Origin of the sequence: Novosphingobium sp. Chol11 (assembly GCF_900218065.1) — a bacterium.
Taxonomy (GTDB): Bacteria; Pseudomonadota; Alphaproteobacteria; order Sphingomonadales; family Sphingomonadaceae; genus Sphingobium; species Sphingobium agri.
In genome coordinates this window covers 381,354-394,452 of sequence record NZ_OBMU01000001.1, presented here as the reverse complement: position 1 = coordinate 394,452, position 13,099 = coordinate 381,354, and the positions used below count along the sequence as shown (strand labels likewise).

Annotated in this window: 14 protein-coding genes; 10 read left to right on the top strand and 4 right to left on the bottom strand. The window is 64.2% G+C overall.

Annotated elements, in window-relative coordinates; all coding sequences use genetic code 11:
* Window positions 1-62 precede the first annotated feature (62 nt).
* The 4 genes from secB to NCHOL11_RS01885 all read left to right on the top strand — a co-directional run bounded on the left by secB (window position 63) and on the right by NCHOL11_RS01885 (window position 4,074).
* A complete protein-coding gene (gene secB / locus NCHOL11_RS01900; RefSeq protein WP_097090815.1) occupies window positions 63-563 on the top strand; it encodes a protein-export chaperone SecB in 501 nt (166 codons plus the stop codon).
* A gap of 115 nt (window positions 564-678) precedes the next feature.
* Entirely contained in the window at window positions 679-2,274 is a 1,596-nt protein-coding gene (murJ, locus tag NCHOL11_RS01895) for a murein biosynthesis integral membrane protein MurJ (protein ID WP_097090814.1), read from the top strand.
* A 16-nt stretch (window positions 2,275-2,290) separates the two neighbouring features.
* Window positions 2,291-3,295 carry a tryptophan--tRNA ligase gene (trpS, locus tag NCHOL11_RS01890; protein WP_097090813.1) on the top strand — a complete coding sequence of 335 codons (1,005 nt, stop codon included), beginning with the start codon at window positions 2,291-2,293 and terminating at the stop codon, window positions 3,293-3,295.
* Window positions 3,296-3,426: 131 nt separating this feature from the next.
* Window positions 3,427-4,074 (top strand): DUF4136 domain-containing protein, encoded by a 648-nt coding sequence (locus NCHOL11_RS01885; protein ID WP_097090812.1) that lies wholly within the window; start codon window positions 3,427-3,429, stop codon window positions 4,072-4,074.
* Window positions 4,075-4,115: 41 nt separating this feature from the next.
* Here NCHOL11_RS01885 and NCHOL11_RS01880 read toward each other — a convergent pair whose 3' ends face one another.
* From NCHOL11_RS01880 to mutM, 4 genes are all read right to left on the bottom strand, one after another.
* Complete coding sequence (locus NCHOL11_RS01880) at window positions 4,116-4,721, bottom strand: peptidylprolyl isomerase (RefSeq protein ID WP_097090811.1); 606 nt, start codon at window positions 4,719-4,721, stop codon at window positions 4,116-4,118.
* A 37-nt stretch (window positions 4,722-4,758) separates the two neighbouring features.
* Window positions 4,759-6,171: a chromosomal replication initiator protein DnaA gene (dnaA, locus tag NCHOL11_RS01875; RefSeq protein ID WP_097090810.1), complete on the bottom strand. Its 1,413-nt coding sequence runs from the start codon at window positions 6,169-6,171 to the stop codon at window positions 4,759-4,761.
* Window positions 6,172-6,602: 431 nt separating this feature from the next.
* Window positions 6,603-6,866 carry a 30S ribosomal protein S20 gene (gene rpsT, locus NCHOL11_RS01870; protein WP_097090809.1) on the bottom strand — a complete coding sequence of 88 codons (264 nt, stop codon included), beginning with the start codon at window positions 6,864-6,866 and terminating at the stop codon, window positions 6,603-6,605.
* Window positions 6,867-6,983: 117 nt separating this feature from the next.
* Entirely contained in the window at window positions 6,984-7,796 is an 813-nt protein-coding gene (mutM, locus tag NCHOL11_RS01865) for a bifunctional DNA-formamidopyrimidine glycosylase/DNA-(apurinic or apyrimidinic site) lyase (RefSeq protein ID WP_097090808.1), read from the bottom strand.
* A 106-nt stretch (window positions 7,797-7,902) separates the two neighbouring features.
* Between mutM and NCHOL11_RS01860 the strand changes: the two genes are divergently transcribed.
* From NCHOL11_RS01860 to NCHOL11_RS01835, 6 genes are all read left to right on the top strand, one after another.
* Window positions 7,903-8,634 carry a class I SAM-dependent methyltransferase gene (locus NCHOL11_RS01860; protein WP_097090807.1) on the top strand — a complete coding sequence of 244 codons (732 nt, stop codon included), beginning with the start codon at window positions 7,903-7,905 and terminating at the stop codon, window positions 8,632-8,634.
* 121 nt (window positions 8,635-8,755) lie between these two features.
* Window positions 8,756-10,297, top strand: coding sequence for a 2-polyprenylphenol 6-hydroxylase (gene ubiB / locus NCHOL11_RS01855; RefSeq protein WP_097090806.1), 1,542 nt, complete (start codon window positions 8,756-8,758; stop codon window positions 10,295-10,297).
* On the top strand, window positions 10,294-11,541 hold the full coding sequence (gene coaBC, locus NCHOL11_RS01850) for a bifunctional phosphopantothenoylcysteine decarboxylase/phosphopantothenate--cysteine ligase CoaBC (RefSeq protein ID WP_097090805.1): 1,248 nt from the start codon (window positions 10,294-10,296) through the stop codon (window positions 11,539-11,541). Before ubiB ends, coaBC begins: the two co-directional genes overlap by 4 nt.
* Window positions 11,516-11,980 carry a dUTP diphosphatase gene (dut, locus tag NCHOL11_RS01845; RefSeq protein ID WP_097090804.1) on the top strand — a complete coding sequence of 155 codons (465 nt, stop codon included), beginning with the start codon at window positions 11,516-11,518 and terminating at the stop codon, window positions 11,978-11,980. Before coaBC ends, dut begins: the two co-directional genes overlap by 26 nt.
* Window positions 11,977-12,744 carry a HesA/MoeB/ThiF family protein gene (locus NCHOL11_RS01840; protein ID WP_097090803.1) on the top strand — a complete coding sequence of 256 codons (768 nt, stop codon included), beginning with the start codon at window positions 11,977-11,979 and terminating at the stop codon, window positions 12,742-12,744. The genes dut and NCHOL11_RS01840 overlap by 4 nt, the downstream gene beginning before the upstream one ends.
* Complete coding sequence (locus tag NCHOL11_RS01835; RefSeq protein WP_097090802.1) at window positions 12,732-13,097, top strand: DsrE family protein; 366 nt, start codon at window positions 12,732-12,734, stop codon at window positions 13,095-13,097. Before NCHOL11_RS01840 ends, NCHOL11_RS01835 begins: the two co-directional genes overlap by 13 nt.
* The last annotated feature ends 2 nt before the right edge of the window (window positions 13,098-13,099 follow it).

The following is a 13,099-nucleotide window of genomic DNA, read 5'->3' as shown; positions in this document are numbered from 1 at the left end:
CGCACGGGCCATTGTCCCAAGGCTTTTCGCCAGCGGACCAACAGGAAAATCAGGGAACAGAGATGGCCGACGACGCCGATACGATCCAGACCAGCGCGGGCAACGGCGCGGACGCGAGCCCGCAGATCGCGCTCATCAGCCAATATGTGAAGGACCTCTCGTTCGAGAACCCCAATTCGCCGGCCGTCTACCAGTGGCCCGATCAGCCGCAGATCGACGTTCAGTTCAACATCGGCGCCGACAAGGTGGGTGATGAGGTCGTCGAGGTTTCTCTGAAGATCGAAGTGAAGGCGACCGCGCCTCAGGGCACGGCTTTCGCGGTCGAACTGCTCTATGCCGCCCTCTTCGGCATGCGCAACGTGCCGGACGACCAGTTGCAGCCGTTCATGCTGGCCGAAGCGCCGCGGCTGATCTTCCCCTTCGCCCGCCGCGTTCTGGCCGATGCGATCCGTGACGGCGGCTTCCCGCCATTGCTGCTCGACCCGATCGACTTTGGCGGCCTGTATGAGCAGCAGGCTCAGGCGATCGCGCAGACGGCGGGCGAGCCGGCCGGTCACGCCTGAGCCTGGGAATGACCTTCATTTCCGTTCGCCCTGAGCTTGTCGAAGGGCAGTCCTTTTCTTCAGGTAAGAACAGGGCTTCGACAGGCTCAGCGCGAACGGCGATAGAGGTTTTGCCATGAAACTGGTGAAGGCGCTTGGCTCGGTCGGCGGGTTGACGCTTGCCAGCCGCATACTCGCCCTGGTGCGGGATTCGCTGGCGGCGCGCTATGTGGGCGCGGGATTTGCGTCGGACGCCTTCAACGGCGTCGCCTTCCGCCTGCCCAACATGTTCCGCGCGCTCTTTGCCGAGGGGGCCTTTTCCGCCGCCTTCATCCCCATGTTCAACCGCAAGGCGGCAGGGCCCGGAGGCATTGCCGAGGGCTATCATTTCGCCGAGCGCGCCTTGGCCGTTCTGCTGCCCGTGCTGATCTTCTTCACCGTGGCGCTCGTTGCTGCGGCTTGGCCTGTAACATGGCTGCTGTCCGGCGGCTTTTCGCGGCAAAATCCGACGCCGGAACAGTTCGCCTTCGCCGTGCTCCTGTCGCGCATCACCCTGCCCTATCTCGCGCTGATCAGCCTTGCATCGCTTCTGGGCGGCATCCTGAATTCGCTCGACAAATTCTGGGTCAATGCCGCCGCGCCGATCCTGTTGAACCTGGCCATGATCGCGGGGCTGTGGCTGTTCCACGGCGCCAATGAATATGAGACCGCGCGGGTCCAGGCCATTTCCGTGACCGTGGGCGGCGCGCTTCAACTGTTGTGGCTGATATGGGCCTGCCGCCGCGCTGGCGTGTCGATGAAGCTCAAGCGGCCGCGCCTGGATGCCGATGTGCGCGAGTTGTTGCGCCTGATCGTGCCCGCCGCCGCTGGCGCTGGCGCGTCGCAGATCAACCTGCTCATTTCCACCGCCCTGTCGGGGTGGCTGCTCGCGTCGGGATCGATCACTTACATCTATTATGCGGACCGCCTTAACCAGCTGCCGCTCGGCCTGATCGGCATCGGCCTCGGCACCATCTTGCTGCCGACAATCTCGCGCATGCTGTCGACCGGGCAAGAACAGCAAGCGATGGATACCCAGAATCGTGGGATCGAACTGGCGCTGTTCCTGACCCTGCCCGCCACCGTCGCCTTCATCACCGTAGCCGAGCCCATCGTGCGCGGCCTGTTCCAATATGGGCGCTTTACGGCGGAAGATGCGCAGCGGTGCGGATGGGCCTTGTCGGCCTTTTCGATCGGTTTGCCATCCTATGTGCTCGTGAAGGTGCTGACGCCCGGCTATTATGCGCGCGGCGACACGAAAACGCCGGTCCGTTACGCGATGCTGTCGATCCTCATCAACATCATCGGCAATATCACGCTGATCCCCCTGATGGCACGAGCGGGCCTTGGCCATGTCGCGCCGCCGCTGGCGACCGCGCTGTCATCCACAGTCAATGTCGCCATGCTGTATGCGACATTGGTGAAGCGCGGGCATTTTGCGGCGGATGCGCAGCTGCGCAGGCGGTTGCCGCGCCTAGCGGTGGCGGCGGTCGTGATGGGCGGCGCGCTGTTCGCGGGAGAAGAGCTGCTGGACCCATGGCTCGGCGGCGCGATGATCCAGCGCTATATCGGCCTTGCCCTGCTTGTCGGCGCGGGCATAGCGCTTTACGGGGTGGCCTGTTTTCTGACGGGCGCCTATCGGGTGTCCGACCTGAAGGCGCTGATGCGCCGCAGGGGCTCAACCGCAACCTAGAAGAACGGATAGAAACATGCGCGTCCTTTCCGGCATCCAGCCGACCGGTAATCTGCATCTGGGCAATTATCTGGGCGCGATCCGCAACTGGGTGCGGATGCAGGATGAAATGGACGGCGGCAGCCAGTGCTTCTTCTTCCTCGCCGACATGCATTCGATCACCGTGCATGAGGCACGCGAGCAGCGCATCCGCAACGTGCGCGACATGGCGGCGGCACTGGTCGCCGCCGGGATCGATCCCGATCGTTCCGTCCTGTTCAACCAGGCACGGGTGCCCGCCCATGCGGAGCTGTGCTGGTTGCTGAACGGCACGGCGCGGATCGGCTGGCTGAACCGCATGACGCAGTTCAAGGACAAGGTGGGCAAGGACCGCGAGGGAGCCTCGATCGGCCTGTTCGTCTATCCCGTGCTGCAGGCCGCCGATATCCTTGCTTACAACGCCACCCATGTGCCGGTGGGCGAGGACCAGAAACAGCATCTTGAACTGGCGCGCGACATCGCGACCAAGTTCAACACCGATTTCGGCGTCGAGCTTTTCACGCTGCCGGATCCGATCATTCCCAAGGAGTCGGCGCGTATCATGTCCCTGCGCGATGGGACCGCGAAGATGTCCAAGTCGGACCCGTCGGACATGAGCCGCATCAACCTTACCGATGACGATGATGCGATCATGCAGAAGGTGAAGAAGGCGAAGACCGACCCCGAGCCCCTGCCTGAAACGGCCGAAGGCCTAACGGGGCGGCCGGAAGCGGCCAATCTGGTCGGCATCTACGCGACCTTGGCCGGAAGCTCGCCTGACGCCATTTGCGCCGAATTTGCCGGCAAGGGGTTTGGCGCGTTCAAGCCTGCGCTGGGCGAACTGCTGGTCGAAACGCTGCGGCCGATCCGGACGCGCTTTCTGGAATTGCGCACGGATGACGCGGCTCTCGACGCGATCCTGGAAACGGGCGCGGCCAAGGCGCGGGCGGCAGCGGAGCCGACGCTCCGCGCCGCCTATGACGCGATGGGGCTTATGCGCTGAAGTCTGGAACTGCTTCAATGAGCGACCTGCGGCAGCCCGCCCCAGCAGAGCGTTCAAATGATGTTCAGTTGCATTCTGCTATAGCCGGGAGCAAGATTGCACCGAGCCCTTCCAGATTGGGACGCAAGACGATGAAATATATGAAGAAGATCGGCATGGTCGCGGCCCCTGCTCTGGCATTGGTCGCTCTTTCCGGCTGCGCGACATCCTTCAAGGCGGACGTCGCCCGGTTCCAGCAATTGCCCGCTCCGGCTGGGCAGAGCTTCACCGTGGTGGCGGACGATCCCCGGCTCGCTGGCGGTCTGGAATTCGGTCAATATGCAGGGTTGATCGGCCAGCGGCTGACGCAAACGGGCTATACGCCCGCATCGGACCCGGCGCGGGCCGACATGATCGTCCGCGTTGCCTACTATGTCGACAATGGCCGGGAAAAGGTGCGCTCGACCGGCTTCGGACCTGCTGATCCTTATTTCTACGGCGGCTGGGGCTGGCGAGGCCGGTGGGGACGCCCGTGGGGCTATGGCTTTTATGACCCGTGGCTGTTCGGCCCCGGTTACAGCGATGTCAGCAGCTATACCGTTTATACGAGCGACCTCAGCATGAAGATCGATCGGGCAGCGGACAACCGGCGCCTTTTCGAGGGCAAGGCGTCCGCACAGTCGCTGTCGAACAAGCTGACCTATCTTGTGCCCAATCTGATCGACGCCATGTTCACCGGCTTTCCGGGGCAGAATGGCGAAGATGTAAAGATCACCCTGCCACCTGAACGGAAGGGCTGATCTTCCAGGGAACCGCGAGCGGGTTTTGAGCGGTGTCAGGATCAGGGCAGACGGCGCGCGGTCACGATCCGCACGGGTTGCTGCAGCATCTGTCCTTTCATCACGCCCTCGCCGGCCGTGGGCGACTTGGGCGTCGACAGGATCGAGCGGACGGCATCCATGCCTTCCACGACATGGGCGAAAACAGCAAAGCCCTGATTGTCGCCCGGTGAGGCGGGCTGCGCGTCCATGCTTGGCATCTTTCCCAGGACGATGAAGAAGTCGCCGGTTGCGCTGCCGGGCGCATAGCGCGCCATGGACAGCGCGCCGTCATCATGGGTGAGACCGGTTTGCGTGGTCGGCTCATGCGCAATGGGCGGCAGGACGCGGGCGGGATCATTTTGCGTTCCGCCCTGTACGAAACCATAGTCCGCCGTTCCCACAGCCCGGTAGAAGCCGGTTCCGTCCAGTCGCTTCTGATCGACATAGCGCAGGAAGTTGCGCGCGGTGATCGGCGCTTTCGCGATATGTACGGCTATGATGATCCGGCCAGCGTTGGTGTCGAGCGCGACCTGAACATCTTGCGCCGTCGGCGAAGCGGGGACCTGCGCGGCGGCCGGGACGAGGGACAGGAAGGCGGCGAACAGGAAAGCGGCGTGGCGGATCATGGCCTGATCCTAGCCGTTCGCCGATAATCTGTCAGCGTCAGTTTTCCAGCTGCCGCTGCAGCGTGCGAATGTCGGCGTCTATGTCGGCATTGGTCTGCCGCAGTTCCTCGATCGTGCGTACGGCATGGATCACGGTGCTGTGATCGCGGCCGCCGAAGATGCGTCCGATTTCCGGAAGAGAGCGAGGCGTCATCTTCTTGGCAAGGTACATGGCGACCTGGCGGGGCCGCGCGACGGCGCGGGCGCGACGCTTGGAGCGCATTTCGGCGGCGTCGATCTTGTAGTGCGCGGCGCAGACCTTCTGGATCTCATCCACCGTGATGCGGCGCGCGTTGGCGCGCACGGCGTCGGCGAGCATGCTTTGCGCAAATTCCAGATCGACGGAGCGGCCGGTGAGTTGGCCGTAGGCGATGAGTTTGTTGAAAGCGCCTTCCAGCTCGCGGATGTTGGAGCGGATGGAACGCGCGAGGAAATCGACGACGGCGTCGGGGACCGGCGGATCGCCTGCTATCGCGCGCTTGGCTTCCAGGATGGACAGGCGCAGGTCAAGATCCGCCGGGCGGATGTCGGCGACCAGGCCGCCCGCGAGCCGGGAGAGGATGCGAGGGTCGATCGAATCGAGCAGCTGCGGCGCGCGATCGGCGGTCACGACGATGCGGGCGCCCGAGTCGATGAGGTCGTTGATGGTGTGCAGGAATTCCTCCTGCGTCGACCCCTTGCCGGCGATGAACTGGATGTCGTCGATCAGCAGCAGGCGGGCGGCGCGCAGACGCGCCTTGAACATCATGGTTTCGTTGGCGCGCATCGCGTTCACGAATTCCATCATGAACCGCTCCGCCGACATGTAGAGGACGGGCGCGCTGGGCGAATGACTGGAGAAATGCTGGGCAATGGCGTGGAGCAGGTGGGTCTTGCCCTGGCCGGTGCTGCCATGGATGAAGAGCGGGCTGAAGCGCGGCTGCGCCTCTGCGGCAATGGCCTGCGCCGCGGAAAAGGCGAGGTGGTTGGATTCGCCCGTGACGAAATCGGCGAAGCTGTGGCGCGGCTGAAAATTGCAGGCGGGCGCGCCCTCGACGGGGATCGGGGCAGCAGCAACCGGTTCTTCCGCCGGAGCAGATTCGAGCAGGCGCGGGCCGACCGCATTCGGCGCGCGGCGCAGCCTGACCTCGCGGACGCCCACGCCGGCGCAGCGCCAGGCCATGCACAGCCGATCACCAAAATGACCGGAGACGAAATTGGCCGTGAAGTCGGAAGCGAACAGCAGGTCCAGCGTCTGGGATTCCGGGCAATAGTCACCCAGCTGAGCAGCCTTCAGCCACTGGTCGAACATGCGCGGGCCGATGTCGCGGCGAAGCCCGGCGCGGATCGCATCCCACGCCGATTCCAGACGCGCATGGTCATGCGATGCCTGAACGCTCGAACTATTCGCCACTGCCGTGAAACCCTTCATAAACAGTCGACCCCCATCAACTGTGCCCCTGGCTGGCAGGGACAATCAGACGCAAGAAGACCTTTGGGAAAGCAGCACTTTCCCAACATATCTGCGTCAACAAACCTAATGACGATCGCCGGAAATCGATTCGAGTGGCGACCAGAGAGTTGAAAATAGACAGGCATTCTCCGCCTGATCAAGGGCGGGGCCATTCAAAAATGTGAAATAAAGACGTTGACTCGGAAAACCGGGGAAAACCGGAAATCCCGCGTTATTTCCTTATATTTCAATCAGTTAATCAATATACGGGTTCAAGCATTTTTGATCGAATCGTTGGGGAATCGCGGGAATCTGCGGGACTCCGTTACGGCTGCGTGACGGACATATGAAAAAACCCGCCCCAGAGCGGGACGGGTCTTTTCAATTATTTGACGATCGAGTGAAGCGGCTCAGGCGAGCGCGCTGACTCGCTTCGTGAGGCGGCCGAACTTGCGAGCCGCGGTATTCTTGTGCAGGACGCCGCGGGCAACGCCACGGGCCAGTTCAGGCTGGACGGACTGAAGCGCCGTGGCCGCAGCCGCCTTGTCGCCAGCGGCGAGAGCGGTTTCGACCTTCTTCACCAGGGTGCGGATCCGGCTGATGCGGGCGCCGTTGATTTCGGCGCGGCGTGCGTTGCGGCGGATGCGCTTCTTGGCTTGCGGCGTATTGGCCATTTAAAGTCCTCAGTCTCGTCAAATCGCGTGAATAGGGCTCGTCGGAATCGCCAACCAGCCCCGTGAAGGTGCGCCCCTTACAGGGGATAAGCCGGAGCGTCAACGGCAAGACGCGCGCTATTTCTGGCATTTCGGGCAGTAGAAGGTCGATCGGCCACCATCCACGCGGCGCCGGATCACCCCGCCACAGGCGCAGCTTTCCCCTTCCCGACCATAGACGCGCCACTGTTTGGAGAAATAGCCAAGCTCCCCGTCGGGCCGGGCATAATCGCGCAAGGTCGATCCTCCGGCCGCGATCGCGGCCGTCAGCACCTCCCGAATCGCCTCTGCCAGCAGGCCGAGCCGCGCCCGGCTGATCCGCCCGGCTTCCCGCATGGGAGAAATGCCGGCCATGTTGAGCGCTTCGCAGACATAGATATTGCCCAAGCCCGCGACGATTCGCTGATCGAGCAGCGCCGCCTTGATCGATGTCGCCTTGCCCTGGAGCGCGCGAGCCAGATAGGCGGCGGAAAATTCGGGGCCGAGCGGTTCGGGGCCCATGCGCGTGAAAGGGGCATAAGCCTGCCACGCATCGCTCCGGACGAGGTCGAGCGAACCGAAGCGGCGGGGATCGTTCAGCGAGAGCAGATGGCCGTCGCTGGTCTCAAGCAGCAGATGGTCATGTGCGCCGATCTCCGCCGGATCGATTCGCCAGCGCCCGGACATGCCGAGATGAAAGATGAGCGTGTCGCCACGATCGGTCTCTATCAGCCCATATTTGGCGCGGCGGGCGAGCGAAGTGACGGTTGCGCCGGTCAGCCGCTGCCGCAGGTCGACGGGGATCGGGAAACGCAGGTCGGCCCGGCGTGGTTCGACACGGGTGAGAACCGTGCCCTCCAGGACCGATCGAAGTCCCGCGACCGTGGTTTCGACTTCTGGCAATTCGGGCATTCAGATCGTTCCGGAAGCTGTTGTGGAGGCAGTGACAAATCACCGAACATTTTCGCCGATCTGGGGTGTTTCCACCGGACATGCAAATGCTCTAGGAGGCTGGCCCATGAACGACACCGCTTCTTTCGGCTATCGCGACGTGGATGCCTCTGAAAAACAGGGGATGGTCCGCGCGGTCTTTTCCAATGTCGCGTCCAAATATGACCTGATGAACGACGCCATGTCGGCAGGCGCACACCGGCTGTGGAAAGATCAGTTCGTCAGTCGCGTGAAGCCCCGCAAGGAGGAAGCGATCCTCGACATGGCGGGCGGCACGGGCGACGTCGCTTTCCGCTTGGCTAAGCATGGCGCGCGCGTCACCGTGTCCGACATCAATCCGGAAATGCTGGCCGTGGGCGTCGAACGCGCGAAGAAGAAGGGCCTGGAAGGGCTGATCTGGTCGGAGCAGAATGCGGAGGAGCTGACGTTCAAGGATCGCAGCTTCGACGCCTATACGATCGCCTTTGGCATCCGCAATGTGACGCATATCGACAAGGCGCTGCGGGAAGCGCACCGGGTGCTGAAATTTGGCGGGCGGTTCTTTTGCCTGGAATTTTCGACGACGACCTGGCCGGGATTTTCCGATGTATATGACGTCTATTCGCATCGGCTGGTGCCCAAGCTCGGCAAGCTGCTGGCGGATGACGAGGACAGCTACCGATATCTGATCGAATCGATACGGCGCTTTCCGCCCATGCCTGAATTCGAGCGGATGATCCGCGAGGCGGGTTTCGTCCAGACGAAGGTCGAGCCGATCCTGGGCGGATTGGTTGCGATCCATTCGGGGTGGAAGATTTGATGGCGGGCCATTCAAAGCCCCTCCCCTTCAGGGGTGGGGTGGGGGTGATCCACATGGCGCAGCGCGTGAGGCGAGCCCCCACCCCCCGCCCCTCCCCTGAAGGGGAGGGGAGTAAATAGCCATGCCATCCCACATCACGCATATCTGGCGGCTGCTGAAATGGGGCCGGACGCTGGCGCGGCATGGCGCGCTGCGAGGGATTGAGCGCGATCCGCTGACGCCAGCGCCGGTCCGGCGTCTGGTGCGGGTGGCACGGGTCGGCGCCAGGGTGCCCAGGCAGCCGCGCTATGCCGATGCGTTTCAGGCCATCGGGCCTGCGGCAATCAAGCTGGGGCAGACATTGGCGACCCGCCCCGACCTGGTCGGCGATGAAGCAGCGAACGATCTTCTGCGGTTGCAGGACGCGCTGCCGCCCGTGCCGTTCGCCACGATCCGCGCACAGATCGAGCAGAGTTTCGGGCGTCCGTTGGAGAGCATCTATCGCAGCTTCGACGAAGTACCGGTAGGCGCGGCTTCAATCGCGCAGGTGCACCGCGCCGTCACGACCGACGGGCGCGACGTGGCGGTGAAGGTGATCCGGCCCGGCGTCACGGACCAGTTCAACCGCGACATCCAGACCTATGAATGGGCCGCCGCTCATATGGAGATGCTGGGCGGGGAGGCCGCGCGATTGCGGCCGCGCCTCGTCATCGCAAACCTCAAGCGGTGGACGGCACGGGAGTTGGACCTGCGCCGCGAGGCCGCATCGGCATCCGAACTGGCCGAGGCGATGGAGGCGATGCCCGGCTATCGCGTGCCGGTTATCGATTGGGATCGCACGACCGGCAAGGTCATGACGATGGAGTGGATCGACGGGATCAAGATCTCCGACCGCGACGGCCTGATCGCGGCGGGCCATGACGTGAAGGAACTGGCTGCGCGGCTGGTCAACGCCTTCCTGCGGCAGGCGATCGCCGAAGGTTTCTTCCACGCCGACATGCATCAGGGGAACCTGTTCGTCACCGGCAATGGCGACATCGTGGCGATCGACTTCGGCATCATGGGGCGGATCGACCGGCGGGCCCGCATGTGGCTGGCGGAGATCCTCTACGGCCTGATCACCGGCAACTACAAGCGGGTGGCAGAGATCCATTTCGAGGCGCAATATGTGCCGGGCCACCATAATGTTGAGGAGTTCGCGACCGCCCTGCGCGCCGTCGGCGAGCCGATGCGGGGCAAACCGGTGCGCGAGCTTTCGGTCGGGGGCATGCTGGACGGGCTGTTCGCCATCACCCGTGATTTCGACATGCAGACGCAGCCGCACCTGCTGCTGCTTCAGAAGACCATGGTGATGGTGGAAGGCGTGGCGACCGCGCTCGATCCCGACATCAACCTGTGGGAAACGAGCGGCCCTTATGTGAAGGAGTGGTTGCGCGCGGAACTGGGGCCGGAGGCCAAGGCCGCCGATGCGCTGATCGAAAACTGGCGGACGCTTCAGCGATTGCCGGGCCTTGTGCGCCGGATCGAGGAAGCTTTCCCGGAGAAGGGCGGCGCGCCGCCGCCGCCGCCGCTGACCGAAGTCAGGCTGATCCGCATCGGCGGCGGGTGGCGCTATGCCGCCGTGGCGGGGATCGCCGCGGTGACTGGAGCGGTCGTTACGGCCCTGCTACATCTGCAGCTATGACTCAGCGCCGCATTCTCCTGATCGTCGCCGGTGGCATTGCCGCCTACAAGTCGCTGGAGCTGGTGCGGCTGCTCAGGAAGCGCGGCATCGCGGTGCGCGCGGTGTTGACCGATAGCGCGACCAATTTCGTGACGCCGCTGTCCCTGGGCGTGCTGACCGAGGATCATGTCTATGGCGACATGTTCGACCTGAAGGAAGAGCGGGAGATCGGGCATATCCAGCTCAGCCGACAGGCGGACCTGGTGGTGGTCGCGCCCGCGACGGCGAACATTCTTGCGAAGCTGGCGAATGGCATTGCCGATGATCTGGCAACGACGCTGCTGCTGGCGACGGACAAGCCGGTGCTGGCGGTGCCTGCGATGAATGTGCGCATGTGGCATCATCCGGCAACGCAACGGAACCTGGCGCGCCTGCATGCCGATGGCGTCCACCTGATGGAACCCGATAGCGGCGAGATGGCTTGCGGCGAGTTCGGCAAGGGGCGTCTGCCTGAACCCGAAGCGATCGTCGCGGAGGTTGAGCGGTTGCTTGAACGTCCGGCGATGAAAGACCCGCTTGCCGGGCAGCCGGATTTCGAAGGGGCCGAACTGCCGCTCAAGGGACGCCATATCCTGATTACCGCCGGGCCGACGCATGAGCCGATCGATCCGGTGCGCTACATCGCCAATCGTTCTTCGGGGAAGCAGGGCTTTGCCATCGCGGCGGCGGCGGCGCGGGCTGGCGCGCGCGTGACGCTGGTGGCGGGCCCGGTGCATTTGCCGACGCCTGCGGGCGTGGACCGCATCGATGTGGAAACAGCGCGGGACATGCTGGCTGCGGTCGAAGGCGCGCTGCCCGCCGACGCGGCGATCATGGTCGCGGCGGTTGCCGACTGGCGCACGGCTGATGCGTCCGGGCAAAAGCTCAAGAAGGATGGATCGGGCAAGCCTGCCCCGCTCGCGCTGGTCGAGAATCCGGACATTCTTGGCACTCTCGGCAAGCATGCGCAGCGCCCCGCCCTGCTGATCGGTTTCGCCGCCGAGACCGAGAAGGTCGCGGAACATGCACAGGCCAAGCTGGCGCGCAAGGGCGCGGACTGGATCATCGCCAATGACGTATCGGGTGACGTCATGGGCGGCGACAGCAACAGCGTTCATATCGTCACGGCGGACGGCATCGAAAGCTGGGAACAGCTGCCCAAGGATGCCGTCGCCACTCGCATCATGGAAAAGGTCGCTCATGCCCTCCCCCCTCTCCCCCATTGAAATCCGCCTGAAGCGCCTGCCTAATGGCGAGGGGCTGCCGGTGCCCGCCTATGCGACCAAACATGCGGCGGGCATGGACGTCGTGTCTGCCGAGGATGTGATCATCGTGCCAGGTGGGCGGCATGCGGTGGCGACGGGCTTCGCGATGGCGATTCCGGATGGGTATGAGGTGCAGGTGCGCCCAAGGTCGGGCCTGGCGCTGAAGCATGGGATCAGCCTGCCCAACACGCCCGGCACGATCGATGCGGATTATCGCGGCGAATTGAAGGTCATCCTCATCAACCTGGGCACCGAGCCCTTCGTCATCTCGCGGGGTGACCGGATCGCGCAGTTGGTGGCGGCGCCGGTGCAGCTGGCGCGCTTTGCCGAGGTCGAGGAACTGGACGAGACGGTCAGGGGTTCGGGTGGTTTCGGATCGACGGGAGTGAGTAGCTCATGACCTTTTCCGACGAGCAGCTGGAACGCTATGCCCGCCATATCGTCCTGAAGGAAATCGGTGGGGCGGGTCAGGCGCGGCTGCTGTCGGCCGATGTCGCTGTGATCGGTGCGGGCGGCATCGGCAGCCCCGCGATCCTCTATCTCGCGGCGGCGGGTGTGGGCACGATCCGGGTTATCGATGACGACCATGTCGCGCTTTCCAATTTGCAGCGGCAGGTGATGTTCGGCACCTCCGACGTGGGCGCCCCGAAGGCCGAGGCCGCGATGGCGGCGGTGGCCAGGCTCAATCCCGATGTGAAGCTGATCCCCATCAATGCGCGGATCGATGCGGATAATGCCGCCCTCATGTTGCGCGATGCGGATGTCGTTCTGGACGGATGCGACAGCTTCGCGACGCGGCTAGCGGTGGCGGACTGCGCGCAGCGGCTGCGCATTCCGCTCGTGTCGGCCGCGGTCGGGCCGTTCGAGGGGCAACTTGCGACCTATCGCGGCTGGGAAGGCGACCAGCCCTGCTATCGCTGCCTGGTCGGCGATCCGCAGGATGCGCCGGAGCGCAACTGCTCCGAAACGGGCGTGATCGGCGCGCTCACCGGTATGATGGGTAGCCTCGCCGCGCTGGAAGTCATCCGCGCGCTCGTTCCGTTCGGCGCGGACATGGCGGGCAAGCTGCTGCTCGCCGACCTGCTTTCCATGCGGTTCCGCGCGGTCAGCGTCGCTAAGGACCCCGGCTGCAAGGCGTGCGCCGCTGAACTATGCGCGAACTGAGGATCGTCGTCGCCACGGCTGACGCAGAGCGGCTGCGCGGCGCATTGGTGCTGGCGAGCACGCAGGCGGCGCTGGGGGGAGCGGCCAGCATATTCCTGCAATTGGATGCGGTGGCGCTGCTGCGGCACCCGATTACAGCTGCCGGAGACGCAGCACATGCGGCGGCTGGCCTGCCACTGCTTGGAACGCTGATCGACGAAGCCGTTGCGTTGGGCGTGACTATCCTCGCGTGCCAGAGCGGGCTCATGCTGGCGGGCATGACCGCAGACATGCTCCCGCCGGAGGTGGAAGCAGGCGGCCCCGTCTCCTTCCTGCAGGAGACCAGCGATGAGGCCCGCCTGCTCTTGGCATGAGC

Bases quoted from the DNA above. Each gene is read 5' to 3' on its own strand.
- dnaA (WP_097090810.1), bottom strand. From the start codon at position 6,171: ATGAAGGGTTTCACGGCAGTGGCGAATAGTTCGAGCGTTCAGGCATCG.
- trpS (WP_097090813.1), top strand. From the start codon at position 2,291: ATGCGCGTCCTTTCCGGCATCCAGCCGACCGGTAATCTGCATCTGGGC.
- dut (WP_097090804.1), top strand. From the start codon at position 11,516: ATGCCCTCCCCCCTCTCCCCCATTGAAATCCGCCTGAAGCGCCTGCCT.
- murJ (WP_097090814.1), top strand. From the start codon at position 679: ATGAAACTGGTGAAGGCGCTTGGCTCGGTCGGCGGGTTGACGCTTGCC.
- rpsT (WP_097090809.1), bottom strand. From the start codon at position 6,866: ATGGCCAATACGCCGCAAGCCAAGAAGCGCATCCGCCGCAACGCACGC.
- ubiB (WP_097090806.1), top strand. From the start codon at position 8,756: ATGCCATCCCACATCACGCATATCTGGCGGCTGCTGAAATGGGGCCGG.
- NCHOL11_RS01835 (WP_097090802.1), top strand. From the start codon at position 12,732: ATGCGCGAACTGAGGATCGTCGTCGCCACGGCTGACGCAGAGCGGCTG.
- NCHOL11_RS01840 (WP_097090803.1), top strand. From the start codon at position 11,977: ATGACCTTTTCCGACGAGCAGCTGGAACGCTATGCCCGCCATATCGTC.
- NCHOL11_RS01880 (WP_097090811.1), bottom strand. From the start codon at position 4,721: ATGATCCGCCACGCCGCTTTCCTGTTCGCCGCCTTCCTGTCCCTCGTC.
- mutM (WP_097090808.1), bottom strand. From the start codon at position 7,796: ATGCCCGAATTGCCAGAAGTCGAAACCACGGTCGCGGGACTTCGATCG.
- coaBC (WP_097090805.1), top strand. From the start codon at position 10,294: ATGACTCAGCGCCGCATTCTCCTGATCGTCGCCGGTGGCATTGCCGCC.
- NCHOL11_RS01860 (WP_097090807.1), top strand. From the start codon at position 7,903: ATGAACGACACCGCTTCTTTCGGCTATCGCGACGTGGATGCCTCTGAA.
- NCHOL11_RS01885 (WP_097090812.1), top strand. From the start codon at position 3,427: ATGAAATATATGAAGAAGATCGGCATGGTCGCGGCCCCTGCTCTGGCA.
- secB (WP_097090815.1), top strand. From the start codon at position 63: ATGGCCGACGACGCCGATACGATCCAGACCAGCGCGGGCAACGGCGCG.